Below are 18345 nucleotides of genomic sequence, written 5' to 3'. Positions count from 1 at the left end.
TGGAAAACCTGAAAGCCGGCCGCTGAATCTGTTTGTCCCCCACTTTGGAGATTCCTATGAAAATCGAGAATTCTGTTGTCCTCGTCACCGGTGCCAATCGCGGCATCGGCCAGGCGTTCTCTCGCGAGTTGCTCGCCCGCGGTGCCCGCAAGGTCTACGCTGGCGCGCGCGATCCTGCGACCGTCACCCAATCCGGTGTTCAGGCCCTGCGACTCGACGTCACCAAGCCGGCAGACGTGGCCGCCGCCGCAGCGCTGGCGTCGGATGTCACGCTGATCATCAACAACGCCGGCATTGCCCAGCCTGGAGGCTTTCTCGCAGCGGACAGCGAAGACGTCGCACGGCGCATCTTCGAGACCAACTTTTTCGCCATGTTGCGCATGAGCAAGGCCTTTGCGCCCATTCTCAAGGCCAACGGCGGTGGCGCGTTGCTCAATGTGTTGTCGGTCGCTTCATGGGTGAACGGCGGCGAGCTGGCCGCCTATTCGGCCAGCAAGTCCGCAGCTTGGTCTCTCACCAATGCCCTGCGCAACGAACTGGCGACGCAGAAGACGCAGGTGCTGGCACTGCACATGGCCTACGTCGATACCGATCTCACGCACGGGTTCGATGTCCCGAAGTCCAGCCCTGAGGAGATCGTCAAGCGCGCGCTCGACGGACTCGAATCGGGCCTTGATGAAGTGCTGGCCGATGAGCTCACCCTGCAAGTCAAGCGCGGGATGACGGTGGCCAGGCCCAGCTACCTACCGCAGGCCTCCTGAGGCCTGAATTCGATCGTCAGCCCCGCCCTCTGCCAACGACAAAGTCTCGAACGACCTGCATTCACTCAAGGGGCATCATGCTTTTCGCCCCTCTCGTCGCCGCTTCGATTCAGCTCGCCAATCGCGCCGTCATGGCGCAGATTCCCACGGCCGGTGTGTCGCCATGCGATCAACGCCATCTCGTTGGACTCTTGGACTAGCCAGTGCAGTGTTGCACGCTATCTGGAACATAAAACCGCGTCTTTTGCGCCATGGCGGCGTTGCAAATCCGCGCGATACCTGCGGGTATCGCTGTGGTTTGCGCCTTGCCCTGACCCAACATCCATCGCTTTTATTCGTCCCATCAAGCATGCAACACTGCACTAGAGAGCCCGCTCGTAGTGTTGCCGAGACACTTGCGAGAGTTCCGGCGCCAACCGAAGACCGCTCTTGGCGGCGAACGCAGGGCACGTGAAGGGCAGCACTGGGTCGACAGAGGTAGTCCGCCAGTAACTTGAGCCCGCCAGCTGCCGCCTGTCATCATCAGCGGCAGTGGTCAGAACTTTCCTCCAGCGCCAGCCCCCGGTGATACCGGGGTTGGGCCCGTTGCGAACTGCCGCCGCGGCATGGGCGAGCGGCACGCCAAGCACGGCGCGGCGTGCAGGCACCGGGTGCGGGGTACTGCATTGCATGGAGTTCCCGCGGGAATCCACCGAAATTGTGAAGCGTTTGGGGTCGCGCCCACGCCGGTCGCGCCCTGCGTCAACCAGTGGGCCGACACCGAAAGAAGGACCGCCTGAGCCAACTGAACAAAATCGCTCAAGGCACCCAGGGTGGCCGCATCGGGCGCGTGGTTTGCCGGAGGCGACTGAGGTCGTGGCGCGTCAGACCGTGTAGCGCGGGGTTGTGTCGCGCCCTTGCTCGAAGCGCGTCTGGCACGCGATGCAGCGTGACGCGCTCGGCTGCGCCTTCAGGCGCTCGAAGGGAATGGGCTGGCCGCAGTCGATGCAACCGCCATAGCTGCCGTCGGCCATGCGTTCTTGCGCCTGCTGGATGGCGCGCAGCTCTTCCTGGTCGCGCTGCAGGTCGACGTGTTCGAGCCCTTGGCGGTAACGCTCTTCCGCGTCCTCGCCCGGGTCCTGCACATCGCGCGCGGTCGCGGGCGGGCGCTCGGCGGCCACCTCCTTGGCCGCGCGCACTTCGACCTGCAACTGGGCATCTCGTTCGGCGAGCGCGCGGCGTAGCAGGTCGAGCTGGTCGTTTCTCAGGGTCGTCATGGTCGGGCGCAGCTAATGTAAATGTCGTGCCTGTCAAGTGGCTCCAGCGCTGCCGGCGACCGACAGCACGATGCCTGTGATATAGCCGTAGCATACAGGCACGGCGAGAAACACGTATACCGGCGAGAGTTTCGCCAGCGCAAGTGACGGCGTGATTTCATAAATGGGGTCTTGAAGCAAAAATCGATATACCGTTTCGGCACATTTTTCCAGGACTGTTGAGCCCTTTAACGGTCGGACACCTTAAAACCGCCGGAGTTCCAGACCGGGCCCGACCCAGGCGCTAAGCGCAGCCGCGCCGCGCGCTTGTGAGCCGGCTTGTCCCAGCCCGGTACCGCCAGCCTCGGTGACTCGTCCGTCAGCTCAAACCGTCCTCAGTGCACGCCGAGCGACTGCTTCGCCCGGGGCGGTGGTGCGGCCTAGCTGGATCGTAGTTGGGGTTCGTGGCAATCAGCGTACGGGCGGAGTCGGATGACTGGATTCAGGCCTTCCTCAGGTAGCAGGCTTTCAGCATGAAGCTGCCGGCGTCCATTTTGCAGTCCACCTCATGGTCGCCGCCGACCAGGCGAATGCTTTTGACCTTGGTCCCCATTTTGAGGGTGATGGACGAGCCCTTGACTTTCAGGTCCTTGATGAGCACCACGGCGTCGCCGTCGGCCAGCACGTTGCCATTGGCGTCCTTGACCACGGCGTCGGCGCTGTCATCAGCGTCTGCGGTCTCCAGCATGGGCCATTCATGGCCGCAGTCGGCACAAACATAGTTGTCGCCGTCCGGGTAGGTGTTCTCCAAAGCGCACTGGGGGCAGGCTGGGATAGTGGACATGATTCCGTTCAAATTGCAGGTAGTTGAGGCAACCTCGAGTATCCATCACGGGCCGGGGCGACCCCTGCCTGGCAAAAGTTTCCACCCGGCTGTGGCCACGTCGAACCGTGCCTTACTACTGAATAACACAATAACGCGAAGCTCCTGTGAGCAGCCCGGTGACGAAGTAAAGGGCTCATCCACTCCTCCCCTGCCAATGCGCCGGGCATGACAGCAGCACCGTTGCGCAAGGCTTGCGCGATGCGCCGATGTACGGCAAACTCCGGCGAGCCCGGTGAAGCACCGGGTAGAGGGAGTGGCCATGGAATCCTTGCTCACTTATGACCGGCTGCATTCCGACACGGCCGGCGAGTCTCATTTCGCGCGCCTGGAAATCAGCCTGTCCACGCGTCACTTTGCGCCGCCGGCCCCGCCGTTCGGCGTGTCCGAATTGACCCCCGTCTCCCGCTGCGGATTCCTGCGCGTGCTGGCCGGATTTGTCGGCGATTTACATCCCTCGCCCCTACACATGTGGATTTTCTTCCTCAACGGTGAAATGGAATTCGAAGCAAGCGATGGCGAACGCCGACGCGACGTCCCGGGCAACGCGCTGTTGCTGGAGGACACGACGGGAAAAGGACACCGCAGCCGGGTGCCGGGTGCCGGGTGCCGGGTGCCGGGTGCCGGGTGCCGGGCGCCGCCGACGCGGTTCTCGCGGCTGTCCAGCTGTGCACTAAGTTTTTTCAACGAGGAGGACTCCATGGGCAATCGCTTTTTACGTCTGGCCGTTATTTATCTTTTGGTTGGCGTGACGCTGGGCATTGGGATGGCCGCCAGCCATAACTACACGATGCGACCGGTTCATGCCCACCTGAACCTGCTGGGCTGGGCCAGCATGGGCTTGTTTGGGCTGTGGTACCGGTCTGCGCCTGCGGCGGCCGACACCCGGCTGGCCAAGGTTCATTTCTGGCTGCACAACCTCGCCCTGCCGGTCCAGATGGTCACGCTGGCCATGTTTATGGGCGGCAACCAGGCCGTGGAACCGGTGCTCGCGCTGGCCTCGGTGGTGATCGGCGTCGGCCTCGTGTGCTTCGCGATCAACCTGTGGAAGCACACCGGAAGCTGACGCAAGCCGGCATGCGCAGCCTCACCACCAACTGGTGAGGCCCCCTGTGAACAGGCCCTGGCCCCAATACGGTTCATTCAAGGACCCGTGAAGCTCCCTCCCCTTCCGGGGGAGGGTTGGGGTGGGGGCCAGCGACAACCAGATAAGCACGGTGGCCCGACGCCCACGCCGTGAGCCGCCATCCGGGCCCTCCCCCAGCGGGGGAAGGAGATGAGCGGCACCAGCACGATGCGCCCTTATGCGCTTTTGCACCGTTGAACGAATTGCCTAGGCTGCGGCCCGCTTGCGCAACGTGGGCAGACCTACGCCGGCAGCGTCGAAGCCGCCGTCCGCGGCCACGACCTGGCCGTTCACATAACTCGCGGCAGCACTGCAGAGGAAACCGGCGACCGACGCGATCTCCTCGGTTGTGCCATAGCGGTTCAGCGGGATTGCATCGTAGTAGTCCGAGCGGATGGCCACGCTGTGAACCAGCTTGGCCATCTCGGTCTCTACGGGGCCGGGAGCGATTGCGTTCACCCGGATGCCGACATTGCCCAGCTCCACGGCCTGCTGCTTGGTAAGGTGTATGAGCGCGGCCTTGCTGGTGCCGTACGCAACGCGCAGTGTGCTGGCGCGCAGACCGGAGATGGACGCGATATTGACAACGCTGCCACCGCCAGTTTTTTGCATGACCGGTGCGCAGGCCTGGGTACACAGAAACGCACCGTCAAGATTCGTCGCCATCACGTGGCGCCATTCCGCAAAGGTAGTTTCAGCAATGGGTTTGAACACCGCCACACCGGCGTTATTAACCAACGCGTCAATCCGGCCGAAGGCAGCCCTTACCTTGTCCACGGCAGCTTGCACCTGCTGCGGGTCGGACACGTCACAGTGGACGGCAAGCACGTGATCGTCATTCAGCCTGGCGGCCGTCTGGGCCAGCGTATCGCCGTCGATGTCGAGCAGTGCGACCCGATGACCGTGTTTCAGGAACCACTGGCCAATCGCCAGGCCGATGCCGCGGGCACCGCCTGTGATCACGGCTACCGACATGGATGAATTATCAGACGTCATAGGATGCTCCATAAAAAAAGATGATCGCTTGTTATTGCTTACTGGCTTGCGTACTGGCCGGCAGCCATTCTTCCAGCGTGACCTCAAAACGCCATGCAGATCGGATTGAAGCGGCCTCGAAAGGCCCCCGTAAACGTTATCTTCAATATCGGCGACAACGCCCGAGAGATGCCCTGAGCGACCCGTCGCCTTGCAAACGTACTTCGCCGGCGAGGCTGACGACCTCAACAGCCGGCGCCGGGCCTGGCTAGCGCGACGGGTCCAGCTGGCGATACAGCTCATTGGCCCGCGTCAGGTGCTCCCGGATGGCAGCCTCCGCCGCTTGCGGATCGCGCGTGGCGATGGCCTCGACGAGCCGCGCGTGTTCGGCCAGCGTCAGCTGCTCGGCGCCGGGCGCGCGGACAAAGGGGTGGTAATACTCGATCGCCCAGCCGAACAGGGCCTCGAGAATGGCGGGGAAGATCGGGTTGCCGCTGATGCGCGCAATCTCGCGGTGAAAAGCCATGTCGAGCTGGATGAACTCGTCGACCTTGCCGACCGAGGCCCGGTGTTCGGCCAGCCGCTGCCGCAGTCGCGCAATGTCTTCGTCCGTCGCGCGCTCGGCCGCCACGCGGGCCATGCCCACTTCCAGAAAGACGCGCGCGTCTTTCAGGTGCTCCAGCATGTCGGGCTGGCTGTGCAGCAGGTGGCGTGCGCCGCCGGCGAGCTGCTCGATCAGCCGCCCGGCCGTGGGAATGACAACGCGCGCGCGCTCGCCATGGGTGATCTCGACGATGCCCGAGCGCTCGAGCGCCTGCAGCGCCTCGCGCACCGCCGGCCGGCCCACGCCGTAGAACTCCATCAGCTCGCGCTCGGAAGGCAGGTGGGCACCGGGCGGAATTTCGCCGCTGCGGATCCGCTCCAGCAGCCGGTCGAGCACTTCCTGGTACAGCTTGCGGCGCTGGATCTGTTCGGTGGTCATGGTGGCGGATAGGAGTGGAAACGGAAAAACTTCGGGCGGGGTGAGCTTTTAATTATCACTTAGTCGAGCAAACGGCCGGCACGCACGGCGCCGAAAAACGAGGCCGTGCCCATCTGGCCGCCCTTCAGCACAATCTCCAGGCCGTCGCGTTCGCGGCGCTCGGACCAGGCCTTGCACAGCGGTGCGCCCGGCGCGAGCCCGGCCACCACGCTGAGCGCGGTGATGTCGAGCGCGCTCGCCACCTCGCCCGAACTGTCGCCACCAGCCACCACAATGCGCTGCAAGGGCGCACGCTCGAGCAGCCGCCGCATCACTTCGGCAAGACCCTCACCGACGCGCTGCGCCGCCTCGCCGCGGGCCAGGCCGGCTTGCGTGGCCGTCGCATCGAACTGGCGCACCGCTGCGTCGTCGGGCCCGGCGGCTGAATACACGAGCGGGCTGACGCCCAGCGCTATGGCCCCCACGGCGGCGGCCACCACGCGCTCTATCTCGACCTCGCTCTCGCGTGCGTCGAGCAGGCGCGGCAGATTCAGGCGCTCGGCCTGAAAGCCCTGCCCTTGCGCCCAGGCGATCTGCGCCGCCGTCACCGGCGAGCAACTGCCGCTGACCACGGCAATCACCGGCACGGGTGCCGCCACCGGCAGCGAAGGCTGCTCCGGCAACAGGCCCTGGCTGCGCCAGTGCGCGGCCAGCGCGTACTGCAGGCCGGATGACGAGGCCGTGAACAGGCCACGGCCGCGCTGCGTCCAGACCAGGCGGCCGGCCGCAGCCAGTGTTTCTTCGTCAAGCACGTCAAGCAGCACCACCGGCACGTCGGCACCGGCGAGCGCCTGCACGCGGGCGGCCGCGTCGCCGGTACGCAGCTGCACCATGTCGATCAGCTCGCTGCGGCGCGGTGTCTGCGCCGCCAGATGCAGGCGCAGGTCAGCCTCGGCCATGGGCGTGACCGGGTGGCGCGACATGGTCGGGTGCCGGTCCAGGCGGTAGCCCACGCCGTCGACCGCCGCGAACAGGTTGCCAAAGGCCTGGTAGCGCTTCAGGCGCGGCGCGCCGACCACCATGGGCGACCAGTTGCCCGGCATCAGCGGCACGCCGATATCGATGGCGCGGCCGATCGAACCCACCGCGGGCGAGGAGTCGAAGGTCGAGCAGACCTTGTATTGCAGAATCGGCGCGCCGAGTTTGGCCAGGCTGGCGAAGGCCTGCGGCAACTCGCGGTCCATCCAGTCCGGGCTGCGGCCGCGCGACTGGCCGGCCAGGCCGACGCAGCGCACCTCGGGAAACCGCTTCAGCCAGTCTGCCGTGGGCGGGCGCAGGAACAGCACGGTCGGCACGCCAGCCGCGCTGAAGGCCTCCATCACGTCGGTGGAGCCGGTGAAGTCGTCGCCGTAGTAGGCGAGCAGCAGGCCGTCCGGCCAGCGGTTGTCGGCCACGGCGCTCACCAGAACTCAAGCGCGCTGCGCAGCTCGGCATGCGTTTTGGCATGCTCGTGCAGCGGCGTGCCAGCCATCGCCGCCTCCCAGGCCTGGCGGAAGGCGCTGACCCCGGAGGCAATGCCACCCGGGTGGCCAAAGATGCCGCCGCCAGCGGCATGGATCAGGTCCGCGCTGCCGAGCGCCGCATAGGTGCCGGGCGCCTGCAGGCCGGTCTGGCCCGAACTGAAGACCGGCATGGCCGGCATCGGCTGGTGGGCGAACAGCGGCCTCAGCACCGCGCGCGCGGCGGCGATCACGCTCGCGTCGGATTCGCTGAACTTGTTGGCCAGGCCATTGACATGCAGGTGGTCGGCACCCGCCAGGCGCCAGATCTGGTGCCATGGCGCAAAGTCCCAGCCCAGCGCCGGGCTGCGCGAGAGATAACCCCAGCCGCAGCGGTGGGCATGGATGGGCAGGCTGGCATGGCGGCGCAGCTCGAGCAGGCCGACCAGGCCTATGGAATTGAGGCTGGCCATCACGCAGGTGCCGCCCAGCGACTGCACGAGGTCGTGGCGCCGCCGCATCTGGTCCAGGTCGCCGGTCAGGTTGAAGGCCACCATGACCTTGCGCCCGTCGCGCTGGGCCGCGTCGTTGACCACCTGCATCACGGCGCGCACACGCTCGTCGAACGGGCAATGCGGCCCGTCGGCCTGCAGCTCATCGTCCTTGATGAAGTCGATGCCGCCGTCAATCAGCTGGCGCACCTGCTCGGCCGTCTGCGCCGGGTCCAGCCCGACGCTGGGCTTGATGATGGTGCCGATCAGCGGGCCCTGCGCCACGCCGGACAGGCGCCGCGTGCCGGCTATGCCGAAGGCCGGGCCGGGGTAGGCAGCGGCGAACGACGCTGGCAGTTTCAGGTCCAGCACACGCAGGCCCGACACCTGGCGCAGCTCGAACAGGTTGCCGGCGATGGTCGACATCAGGTTGGGCAACGAGGGGCCGAGGTTCTCGATCGGCCACGACAGCTCCAGCGTGCAGCGGGTGTAGACCTTGGCCGGCGTGGCGACCGGCAGGCTGGGCTGGCCGACCTGCTCCAGCACCTCCAGCCGTTCGATGCGCGCTCCGGAGCGCGCCTTCAGCGCCGGTGTCTCGTTGGGCAGCGTGATGAAGGTGCCGCTGGACTGCTCGCCGGCAATCACCTCGGCGGCGCGCCGCGGGTCATCGCCGGTTTCCAGCCAGTAGGTCGCGTGAATACGTTCGCTCATGGATGTTCCTTCAGTTCGCCAGCGCCCGCACGATGGCGTCACCAAGCTCGCGGGTCGTGGCGCGGCCTATGCCGTCGCCGGAAATCACGCCGATGCGGTAAGTCTTCATCTTGAACGTTTCAGATGCAGCGGCCGCCGTCGACTTCGAGCGCCACACCGGTGATGAAGTCGGCTTCGTCGCTGGCCAGAAAGGCGGTCGCCTTGGCGATGTCGATCGGCTTGCTCAGGCGACCCAGCGGGATCGTCGCGATGATTTTTTGGCGCACCTCCTCGCTGTCCGCGCCGGGCAGGAAGTCGGCGAGCAGGCCGGTCTCGCCCATCACCGGGTTGATGGCGTTGACGCGGATCTTGTCCGGTGCCAGCTCGACCGCCATGGCCTTGGTCAGCGTGATGGCCGCGCCCTTGGTGCCGGCGTACCAGCTCAGGCCCGGGCGCGGGCGCAGGCCGGCGGTGGAGGCGATGTTGATGATGACGCCGCCGCCCTGCTGGCGAAACAGCGGCACCGCATGGCGCGCGCCGAGGTAAATGCTTTTCACGTTGGTCGCATAGACGCGGTCGAAGGTCTTCTCGTCGGTCTCCAGCATGGGCTGGTTCTTGTGCGTGGTGCCGGCGTTGTTGACGAGGATGTCCAGGCGGCCGAAGCGCTTGACCGCGGCGGCCACCATGTCGGCCACCGATGCGTCCTGCGTCACGTCGACGTGCACCGCGATTGCCTGGCCACCCGCCGACTCGATGGCGGCGGCGACCTGCTGCGCGGCCTCGGCGCGCAGGTCGGCCACGACCACTTTGGCGCCGAGTTCGGCGAAATGTTTCGCAATGCCTTCGCCAAATCCGCCGCCGGCGCCGGTGATGATGGCGACGCGGTCCTGAAGTTTCTTCATGTCTCTGTCTCCTGAACGGTTAACTTAAAGGGCTCAGCCGTGCTTGATGGCAATGGTCTTGATGGTCGTGAAGCCGCGCAGGCCCTCGAAGGCCTTCTCGCGGCCATAGCCCGAATGTTTCATGCCACCGAAGGGCAGCTCGATGCCGCCACCGGCGCCGTAGTTGTTGATGAAGACCTGGCCGGCCTCGATGCGGTGCGCGACGCGCAGCTGGCGCGCGCCGTCGCGCGTCCACACCGCGGCCGTCAGGCCAAAGGGCGTGCCGTTGGCGATGTCGACGGCTTCGTCCTCGCCGTCGAAGGTCATGGCCGCCAGCACCGGGCCAAAGACCTCCGACTGCGCAATCGTGTGCGCGGGCGGAACGTCATCGAGCAGCATGGGCGGAAAGAAGAAACCGCCTGAAGGCGCGCCGCCCACCAGGCGCGCGCGCGCCGCCACCCGCACGCCGTCGCCACGCGCCGCCTCGACCATGGTTTGCACGCGCTCCAGCTGCTTGCGGTTGATCAGCGGGCCGCAGTCCAGGCCCTGCAGGCCGGGGCCGGTAGACAGCGCCTCGAATCGCTCCTTCAGTTGCGCCATGACCTGCGCATGAATGGCGCGGTCTATCAGCACCCGGCTGCCGGCGGCACAGGTCTGGCCGGCGTTCTGTACGATGGCATTCACCACCACCGGCAGCGCCTGCTCCAGGTCGGCATCGGCGAACAGGATCTGCGGCGACTTGCCGCCGAGCTCCAGCGTCACCGGCACATGGTTGACGGCGGCCGCCTGCGCAACGGCGGTGCCGGTCTGCGGCGAGCCGGTGAAGGAAATGTGGTTGATGCCGGTGTGGCTGGCGAGCGCCGCACCGGCTTCAATGCCCAGGCCGCAGACGATGTTCAGCGCACCGGCGGGCAGGCCGGCCTCCAGGGCCAGCGCGGCGATGCGCAGCGGTGTCAGGCAGGCATCTTCGGCCGGTTTCACGACACAGGCATTGCCCGCAGCCAGCGCGCCGCCGACCGAGCGGCCGAAAATCTGCGCCGGGTAGTTCCACGGAATGATGTGGCCGGTGACGCCATGCGGCACGCGCACGGCCATCACGGTCGTGCCTTGCGCATACGGAATCATTTCGCCGTGCAGCTTGTCGGCCGCGCCGCCGTAGTACTCGAAGTAGCGCGCGCAGGCCATGATGTCGGCCTGTGCCTGCTGGATCGGCTTGCCGGTGTCGCGGCACTCCAGCTCCGACAGCGCGGTATGGTGCTGCAGGATCAGCGCCGACAGCCGCATCATGATGCGGCCGCGCTCGGTGGCCGTGGTGCGGCCCCAGGCGCCGTGGAAGGCCGCCCGCGCGGCTGCCACAGCAGCGTCGATGTCGCGCGCGTCGCTGCGCGGCAAGGTGGTGAAGACCTCCCCGTCGGACGGGTCGAGCACGTCGAGGGTTCGTCCGGATGTGGCGGCGCAGCGTTCGCCGGCGATGAGGTTGAGCTGTGGCTCGATTGACTTCATGGTGTGGTTTCCAAAATCAAGAATGGGGACGCGGTCCGCATCAATTCGACGCGGGGGCCGGCGCGACCCATGGAGAAGGCGATGGGGCCACGCTGGCGACCTTCGGCGGATAGACCAGGTCGCGCAGCGCCAGGCTGATGCTGGGCACATAGGTGACGACCATCAGGCAACCGACGATCACGAGCACGAAGGGCACCAGGTGCCTGACGATCTGGTCGAGTGAAATCCTGGCCACCGTGCAGGCGGCGAACAGGTTCACGCCAAACGGCGGCGTGATCATTCCCAGCGCGAGGTTGACCACCATGATGGTGCCGAAGTGCACCGGGTCGACGCCGAAGTGACGCGCCACAGGCACCAGGATAGGCGCCAGCACGATGATGGCGGCGGAGGTCTCAATGAACATGCCGATGACGAACAGCGCCGCGTTCACGCCCAGCAGAAACCACGTGGGCGACTTCAACACCTCGGTCAGCCAGGTGCCCAGCGCTTCCGGCACACCGGCGCGCGTGATCAGGAAGGCGAACAGCCCGGCGTTGGCGATGATGAACATGATCACCGCGCTGGAGATCAGCGACTTGCGAAAGACCGGAACCAGGTCCTTGAGCTCCAGTTCGCGGTGAATGAACAGCCCCACCGTCAGCGCATAGAACACCGCCACCACCGACGCCTCGGTGGGCGTGAAAATGCCGCCGTAGATGCCCCCCAGGATGATCACCGGCATCAGCAGCGCCCAGCCGGCCTTGGCCGTGGCGATGCGCACCGGCAGCCGGCCGTCGCCATCGCGCTTGCCCCAGCCCTTGAAGCGGCAATACAGGTGCACAAACAGCATCAGCGCGCCGCCGATCAGCAGGCCCGGGCCGAAGCCGGCGATAAACAGTTCGCCGATGGACACCTCGGCCGACACGCCGAACAGGATCATCGGGATGGACGGCGGAATGATCACGCCGAGCTCGGCCGAGGTCGCCTGCAGCGCGGCGGCGTAGCTGGTCGGGTAGCCGTGCTTGATCAGCGCGGGAATCAGGATGGAGCCGATGGCGAAGGTGGTGGCCACCGAGGAGCCCGACACCGCGGCAAAGATCATGCAGGTGAGCACGCAGGTCATCGGCAGGCCGCCCTGCACGCCACCGACCAGCGACTTGGCGAATTCGACCAGCCGCCGCGAGATGCCGCCGGTCTCCATCAGGTTGCCCGCCAGGATGAAGAACGGCACGGCCGCGAGCGGAAACTTGTCGATCGCGGCAAACATCTCCTTGGGCGCGAGCACCAGCTTGTCCATGTCGAACAGCGCCAGGCCCAGCATGGCCGAGCCGCCTATGGCCACGGAAATGGAAATGCTCAGCGCAAACGCGAGCACCATCGAAGTCAATAGTGTGATGGGCATGACGGCTTACTGCTTCCTGCTGCCTACTGGGCGTTCTCGAGTTCTTCGTTCATCGGATCGATGTGCTGCGCGAGCACGGCCAGCACGCTCAGGGCGGCGCCCACAGGCAGCGCGGCATAGGCCCAGGCCATCGACAGCTCCATGCTGGCAAAGGTCTGGAAGCGCACCCGCCACGTGAGTTCGATGCCGAACCACAACAGCGTGGCGAGAAAGGCCAGCGAGGCCAGCGTGATCAGGCTGCGCACGGTGTGGCGCCACCAGCCGCGCGATACGCGCAGCATCAGGTCCACCGACACCAGCGCGCCGCGGCGAAATGCCACCACCACCCCCAGCATCACGCACCAGATCAGCAGGCGCCGCATTGCCTCCTCGGTCCAGGTGGATGGTTGCGACAGCACAAACCGCGTGACCACCTGCCACATCCCGAGGCCGCAGATCACGGCCAGCAGCAGGCAGCCGACATGCAGCGCCAACTCGGTGGTCCGCCGGTCGAGGGCGAGCACACCCGCCCGCAGGGCCGCGGTGATGCCGGCCGCCCGGCCCTGGCTTGCCAGAGGCATCGCCAGGCCAGGAGCTGACGGAGGCGTCATGCTTATTTCACGGCCTGGATGGCGGCGATGCGCTCGGCACCGAACTCCTTGGCGAAGCCGGCGTAGGCAGGCGCCACGGCCTTGCGGAAACTTTCTCCGTCGACCTTTTCAACCACCTGCATGCCGTCCTTCTTCAGCTGGGTGATGCCGTTGGCCTCGTCGTCGTTGACGCGTTTGCGCTGCGCGACCGTGGCTTTCTGCGCCGCCGCAACGAAGACCTTTTTATCGGCCTCGGACAGCTTGTCCCAGACCCTGGACGACAGGATCAGCACCGCTGGTGAATAGACATGGCCCGTCAGCGAGAGGTGTTTCTGGACCTGCGAGAACTTGGACGAAAGGATCACCGGTATCGGGTTCTCCTGGCCGTCCACCGTGCCCTGCTGCAGCGCCGTGAACAGTTCCGGAAAGGCCATCGGTGTAGGCAGCAGGCCGAAGGTCTTGTAGCCGTCCATGTGGACCTTGTTCTCCATGGTGCGAACCTTCAGGCCGGCCGCATCACTCGCCTGCAGGATAGGCCGCTTGCTGTTCGTCATGTGGCGAAAGCCGTTTTCTGTCCATGCCAGGCCGATCAGGCCCTTGGCCTGCATCTTTTTCAGCAGGTCCTGGCCGATCGCACCATCCATCACCTTGCGGGCGTGCTCGTAGTCGCGGAACAGGAAGGGAATGTCCACGATACGGGTCTCGGGCACGAAGTTGCCCAGCGGGCCGGTCGAGGTATTGACCAGATCCTGAGTGCCGAGCTGCACCGATTCGATCATCTCGCGCTCGCCACCCAGCGCCGAACTGGGGAAATGCTGGCACTTGTAACGCTCTTGCGTGCCCTTCTCCACTTCGTCGCAGAACGTCGTGGCGCCCACGCCGTAATGCGAGTCCTTGGGCGGCGTGTAGCCGATCTTCAGGATGGTCTGGGCGCTGGCCGTGCCGGCCAGCGCCATCAGGAGTGCAGAGGCGGCGAGTACCGCGCGGGAAGAGCGGGAAGAGCGGGAACGTGGGGTCATGTTTGTCTCCATGAATATGTTTTGCAAGGGAAACCAGAGGAATGCAGCCGCGCCGCTTCTATGGCGGCGTCAGCCGGGCGGGGAACGCGGATGCTCAGGTGATGCGGCGGATGCTGTCGGCGATCTCGTCGTGGTCGAAGACTTTTTTCCAGTCGTCGCGCATCAGGCGCGGCTTGCCGAAGGCAATCGCCTTGTTGCAGGCATCGGAAAACTGGCCCGGGATCTCCTTGAAGATCACCGCACCCAGAATGGTCATGTGGCCCAGCAGGAAGTCGCGGGCAGCGTCCTTGGGCACGCCACGCGCCACCACCTCGTCCATCGCTTCGCGCATCACGTCGAGCAGCGTGGCGCAGACGGTTTCGGACAGGCCGGGCTCCAGCAAAGCCATCTGCTCTACCGTGAGGCGATAGGAGCGCAGGATGGGCTGGTAAATCACCTTGGCCACCGCCTCGCCCAATTCAAAGTCTGCGTCCGTGCCCTGCATCAGGGCGCTGACGATGGACTGCTTGGCATGCGCGCCGCCAAAGAAGTCGCGCCGCGCTTCGCTCGTGCTTTCGTCATTGAAGATGGGCGGGTGGCAGGGATGGGCGACGAAGTAGACCAGGTCCGGCCGGTCCGGCAGGTGGCCGGCAAAGGGCGCGGCGGCGTCCAGCGTGATCACCATGGTGCCAGGCTGCAGCTTCGGCGAAATCTCGGCGGCGACCTTGCCGATCAGGGTGTCGGGAACAGCCAGGATCACCACCCCGGCGCCGTCCAGCGCGGCATCCACTGACACGCAGTCGACGCCCAGTTCGTCCTTCAGGCGCTGCCGGCCAACGGCGCCGACCTCGACATGGCGCACCCGGTAGTCCGAGCCCTGCAGGTTCCTGGCCAGCCGAACCCCCATTTTTCCGCCCGCGCCAAACAGCGCGATTGTTGTCTTCATTACCAAGCTCCAGTTTGCGATTGAGTGGGAGCACCCCTCTTCAGTGCTGAGAGTGCCAAGGAGGTGTGATGGTATGATGAGTACATCAGCATATCAACATGGGACTAACCCTAGGTCTTGAGGAAAAAGGGGCTTGGGCAGGTTGCACCGCTGCATTACGCAGGAATGGCGGGCGCAGGCACGCCGCGCCGGTGTGGCGCGGCCGTTGGATTGGCCATGCAATTAGTAGCTAATAGCTGCTCATGCCCGTCGTTCAGGGGCCAGAGGCATTTTTGGCTTGCAAAAATCGCCTGCGGGAGCCAGCGTCAGGGACCCTTACGCGTGGTCCTCTGAAAACCTGAAAATCGGAGCCAGGACCGGAGCGAAGTCAGCGCCTACACACCAGGCGCATGAACATTGCTCGAGCATGTGCTCGAACCCATGAATGCTACGGTGCCGGGCGGCGGTGAGCCGCGCCGCCCCAGAGAAGTCAGTGTGTGGGGCGCGATGGAGCTCAAACGTTCATGATCGACACGGCCCGCGTGTTCAGGTAGGCCTCCAAAGCTTCCGGCCCGCCTTCGGAGCCGTAGCCGGAATCCTTGACGCCGCCAAAGGGCATCTCGGGCCAAGGCGCTGCGGGCTGGTTGATCCACAGCATGCCGACCTCCACGTGCTGCGACAGCGCGTGCGCATTCTTCAGTGAGCGCGTGAACGCGTAGCCCGCCAGACCAAAGGGCAAGCGGTTGGCTTCGGCGATGGCTTCGTCCAGCGTATTGAAGCTGCGGATGGCCGCCATGGGGCCGAAGGGCTCGTCGTTGAACACCTTGGCGTCCAGCGGCACGTCGGTCAGCACGGTGGGCGCCCAGAAATTGCCCAAGTCACCGATGCGCTCGCCACCCGCGGCCACCTTGGCGCCGCGCTGTACCGCGTCCTGTGTGAACTCGGCCATGGCCGTCAACCGGCGCGGGTTGGCCAGCGGCCCCATCTGGATGCCTTCGCCCAGGCCGTCACCGACCTTGAGGCCTTGCGCGTGCTTGACCAGTGCCGCCGCAAAGTCGTTGCGGATGCTTTCATGCACCAGAAAGCGCGTGGGCGAAATGCACACCTGCCCGGCGTTGCGGAACTTGGCGCCGCCGGCGGCCTTGACCGCCAGCTCGACATCGGCGTCTTCGGCCACGATCACGGGCGCGTGACCGCCCAGCTCCATCGTCACGCGCTTCATGTGCTGGCCCGCCAGGGCAGCGAGCTGCTTGCCCACCGGGGTGGAACCGGTGAAGGTGATCTTGCGGATCACCGGGTGCGGGATCAGGTAGCCCGAGATTTCGGCCGGGTTGCCGTACACCAGGCCGATCACGCCGGCCGGAATGCCCGCGTCGGCAAAGGCCTGGATCAGCGCGGCTGGTCCGGCCGGTGTTTCCTCCGGCGCCTTGACGATGATGGAGCAACCCGTGGCCAGCGCGGCCGACAGCTTGCGCACCGCCTGGTTGATCGGGAAGTTCCAGGGGGTGAAGGCGGCCACCGGCCCGACGGGGTCCTTCAGCACCAGCTGGCGCGTGGCCAGGTTGCGCGACGGCACGACGCGGCCATAGACGCGAAAGCCTTCCTCGGCAAACCACTCGATGATGTCGGCCGCGGCCATGGCCTCGACCTTGGCCTCGGCCAGGGGCTTGCCCTGCTCCTGCGTCAAAACCGCCGCGATCTCGCCGGCGCGTTCGCGCATCAGGCCCGCCGCCCGGCGCATGATCTTGCTGCGCTCGAACGCCGGAACCTTGCGCCAGGTTTCAAACCCCTGCTGCGCGGCCGCCAGGGCACGGTCCAGGTCGACTTTGGCCGCATGGGCCACACGGCCGATTTCCTTGCCGGTGGCCGGATTGAAGACGGCCAGGCTGCGGCCGTCGGCTGCCTCCTGCCATTCGCCGGCGATGAACAATTGGGTGTTGGGGTAGGTCATGAGGTTCGGGTCCTGGCAAGAAGGTATCTGGGAGGTATCTGGGGACGGACATTGTCCGGCAATTCGACGCAGCGTGCTCATCGTCCTCATCGTCCTACCACGCGCCACTTGTTCGCGTTCAACGCGCCATGCAGAACGCGGGTAGCACGGTGATCCCCTGTCGGCTCATGAGGCGTCGACTGATTTGATCAGCGCCGTGTGTTCCGGCCCTGTCTTGTCTGTCCTGTATCTGGGAGAGCCGGTGGGAAAGCGCCTGGCCCGGCGGGTCCCGGTCAGGCCTTCCTCAGGTAGCAGGCTTTCAGCATGAAACTGCCGGCGTCCATTTTGCAGTCCACCTCATGGTCGCCGCCGACCAGGCGAATGCTTTTGACCTTGGTCCCCATTTTGAGGGTGATGGACGAACCCTTGACTTTCAGGTCCTTGATGAGCACCACGGCGTCGCCGTCGGCCAGCACGTTGCCATTGGCGTCCTTGACCACGGCGTCGGCGCTGTCATCAGCGTCTGCGGTCTCCAGCATGGGCCATTCATGGCCGCAGTCGGCACAAACATAGTTGTCGCCGTCCGGGTAGGTGTTCTCCAGGGCGCACTGGGGGCAGGCTGGGATAGTGGGCATGATTCCGTTCAAATCGCAGGTAGTTGAGGCAAGCTGGAGTATCCCTCATGGGCCGGGGCTGCAACCCGGCCCGACAGGATGGCCTGCCTGGCCTGATGGACCGCTAACGCCGCACAGGAGCACTTGGCCGCGAGAGGCATCAGGCACTTCAGCATGATCGAAGTGACCCAGCCGGGCTTGTACAAATGGACTTCCCGGTGGCGGAAGCCGGCGACGGCGCGTGGACATGATGCGCACCATCACGCGCGCCTGACTTGCCAATGACCGATATTGTGAAGGGTTGCAGGATGCCTGCCCGCAGCCACGCATCACCTTCAACGCGGCGCTTCAGGCGGCTCCCGCTTGAGGTCTCGAAGCAAACGGGCGCCGGCATCAAAGCCGCGGCAAACCCCGGTGGCGACCACGCCGGTAACGGCGAGCATCGCCGCGGTGTGGAGCCCCACGGCCGCGAGCGCCAGCGTCAGCGAGCCCGATGCGGTGATCTCCCGGGCCGATGCGTCTCCCGCGCAAAGCGGAACCAGTGCCGGCACCAGCATCAAGCCGGCGCCGTGCGCGGTGGACATCATGAAGGACCAGAGCGCCAGCCCGGCATGCCCCGCCGGCGCGCGCGCCACCTTGGGTGTGCGGCCTGACAGGTGAACCACTGCGAAGGCGGCAAGCAGGCCGCCCGCCAGGACTTGCAGCGCGAAGCGATCCATGGCCAGACCGAACACCACCGCGCCGGCCACCAGCGCGACCGATGCGGCGTGCCCGGCCGCGATCGGCACCAGGGCCCGCAGCGCCTGTGCCCGGTCACGCGAGCGCAGGCCCCAGGCGGCGGCCAGCATCCAGCCGGTGGCAGGGTTCAGCCCATGAAGGGCGCCGACCCCTGCCACCACGAACCACGGCCAAAGGCTTGACAT

General features: G+C 65.8%; 17 protein-coding genes. 2 read left to right on the top strand and 15 right to left on the bottom strand.

Annotation, left to right across the window (positions count from 1 at the left end):
* Positions 1-56 precede the first annotated feature (56 nt).
* The gene (locus BPRO_RS00510) at positions 57-761 is read left to right on the top strand and encodes an SDR family oxidoreductase (RefSeq protein WP_011481077.1); all 705 of its coding nucleotides are present in this window, start codon (positions 57-59) and stop codon (positions 759-761) included.
* An 863-nt stretch (positions 762-1624) separates the two neighbouring features.
* Here BPRO_RS00510 and BPRO_RS00505 read toward each other — a convergent pair.
* Together BPRO_RS00505 and BPRO_RS00500 are read right to left on the bottom strand one after the other, a co-directional pair.
* Positions 1625-2017 (bottom strand): TraR/DksA family transcriptional regulator, encoded by a 393-nt coding sequence (locus BPRO_RS00505; protein ID WP_011481076.1) that lies wholly within the window; start codon positions 2015-2017, stop codon positions 1625-1627.
* 481 nt (positions 2018-2498) lie between these two features.
* Positions 2499-2840: a zinc ribbon domain-containing protein YjdM gene (locus tag BPRO_RS00500; protein WP_011481075.1), complete on the bottom strand. Its 342-nt coding sequence runs from the start codon at positions 2838-2840 to the stop codon at positions 2499-2501.
* A 301-nt stretch (positions 2841-3141) separates the two neighbouring features.
* Between BPRO_RS00500 and BPRO_RS30790 the strand changes: the two genes are divergently transcribed.
* Positions 3142-3945 (top strand): hypothetical protein, encoded by an 804-nt coding sequence (locus tag BPRO_RS30790; protein ID WP_011481074.1) that lies wholly within the window; start codon positions 3142-3144, stop codon positions 3943-3945.
* A gap of 267 nt (positions 3946-4212) precedes the next feature.
* On the opposite strand, the gene BPRO_RS00485 is transcribed toward BPRO_RS30790, so the two are convergent.
* The 13 genes from BPRO_RS00485 to BPRO_RS00425 all read right to left on the bottom strand — a co-directional run bounded on the left by BPRO_RS00485 (position 4213) and on the right by BPRO_RS00425 (position 18345).
* Complete coding sequence (locus BPRO_RS00485; protein ID WP_011481073.1) at positions 4213-5001, bottom strand: SDR family NAD(P)-dependent oxidoreductase; 789 nt, start codon at positions 4999-5001, stop codon at positions 4213-4215.
* Positions 5002-5248: 247 nt separating this feature from the next.
* The gene (locus tag BPRO_RS00480) at positions 5249-5962 is read right to left on the bottom strand and encodes a transcriptional regulator NanR (RefSeq protein WP_011481072.1); all 714 of its coding nucleotides are present in this window, start codon (positions 5960-5962) and stop codon (positions 5249-5251) included.
* Positions 5963-6021: 59 nt separating this feature from the next.
* Positions 6022-7395: a 3-oxo-isoapionate kinase OiaK gene (oiaK, locus tag BPRO_RS00475; RefSeq protein ID WP_011481071.1), complete on the bottom strand. Its 1374-nt coding sequence runs from the start codon at positions 7393-7395 to the stop codon at positions 6022-6024.
* 5 nt (positions 7396-7400) lie between these two features.
* Positions 7401-8642 carry a ribulose-bisphosphate carboxylase large subunit family protein gene (locus BPRO_RS00470; RefSeq protein WP_011481070.1) on the bottom strand — a complete coding sequence of 414 codons (1242 nt, stop codon included), beginning with the start codon at positions 8640-8642 and terminating at the stop codon, positions 7401-7403.
* 119 nt (positions 8643-8761) lie between these two features.
* Positions 8762-9523: an SDR family oxidoreductase gene (locus tag BPRO_RS00465; protein WP_011481069.1), complete on the bottom strand. Its 762-nt coding sequence runs from the start codon at positions 9521-9523 to the stop codon at positions 8762-8764.
* Positions 9524-9556: 33 nt separating this feature from the next.
* Entirely contained in the window at positions 9557-10996 is a 1440-nt protein-coding gene (locus BPRO_RS00460; protein WP_041389072.1) for an aldehyde dehydrogenase family protein, read from the bottom strand.
* Between the two features lie 49 nt (positions 10997-11045).
* Positions 11046-12386 (bottom strand): TRAP transporter large permease, encoded by a 1341-nt coding sequence (locus BPRO_RS00455; protein WP_011481067.1) that lies wholly within the window; start codon positions 12384-12386, stop codon positions 11046-11048.
* 23 nt (positions 12387-12409) lie between these two features.
* On the bottom strand, positions 12410-12976 hold the full coding sequence (locus BPRO_RS00450) for a TRAP transporter small permease (protein ID WP_011481066.1): 567 nt from the start codon (positions 12974-12976) through the stop codon (positions 12410-12412).
* A gap of 2 nt (positions 12977-12978) precedes the next feature.
* Positions 12979-13974: a TRAP transporter substrate-binding protein gene (locus BPRO_RS00445; RefSeq protein WP_011481065.1), complete on the bottom strand. Its 996-nt coding sequence runs from the start codon at positions 13972-13974 to the stop codon at positions 12979-12981.
* A 94-nt stretch (positions 13975-14068) separates the two neighbouring features.
* A complete protein-coding gene (locus tag BPRO_RS00440) occupies positions 14069-14899 on the bottom strand; it encodes a phosphogluconate dehydrogenase C-terminal domain-containing protein (RefSeq protein ID WP_011481064.1) in 831 nt (276 codons plus the stop codon).
* A 493-nt stretch (positions 14900-15392) separates the two neighbouring features.
* On the bottom strand, positions 15393-16829 hold the full coding sequence (locus BPRO_RS00435) for an NAD-dependent succinate-semialdehyde dehydrogenase (protein ID WP_041388136.1): 1437 nt from the start codon (positions 16827-16829) through the stop codon (positions 15393-15395).
* 272 nt (positions 16830-17101) lie between these two features.
* The gene (locus BPRO_RS00430) at positions 17102-17443 is read right to left on the bottom strand and encodes a zinc ribbon domain-containing protein YjdM (protein ID WP_011481062.1); all 342 of its coding nucleotides are present in this window, start codon (positions 17441-17443) and stop codon (positions 17102-17104) included.
* A 314-nt stretch (positions 17444-17757) separates the two neighbouring features.
* A complete protein-coding gene (locus BPRO_RS00425; protein ID WP_011481061.1) occupies positions 17758-18345 on the bottom strand; it encodes a hypothetical protein in 588 nt (195 codons plus the stop codon).

Origin of the sequence: Polaromonas sp. JS666 (genome assembly GCF_000013865.1) — a bacterium.
In the GTDB taxonomy this organism is placed as follows: Bacteria; Pseudomonadota; Gammaproteobacteria; order Burkholderiales; family Burkholderiaceae_C; genus Polaromonas.
The sequence above is the reverse complement of the archived record's forward strand: the minus strand, read 5'-3'. Positions and strand labels throughout refer to the sequence as shown.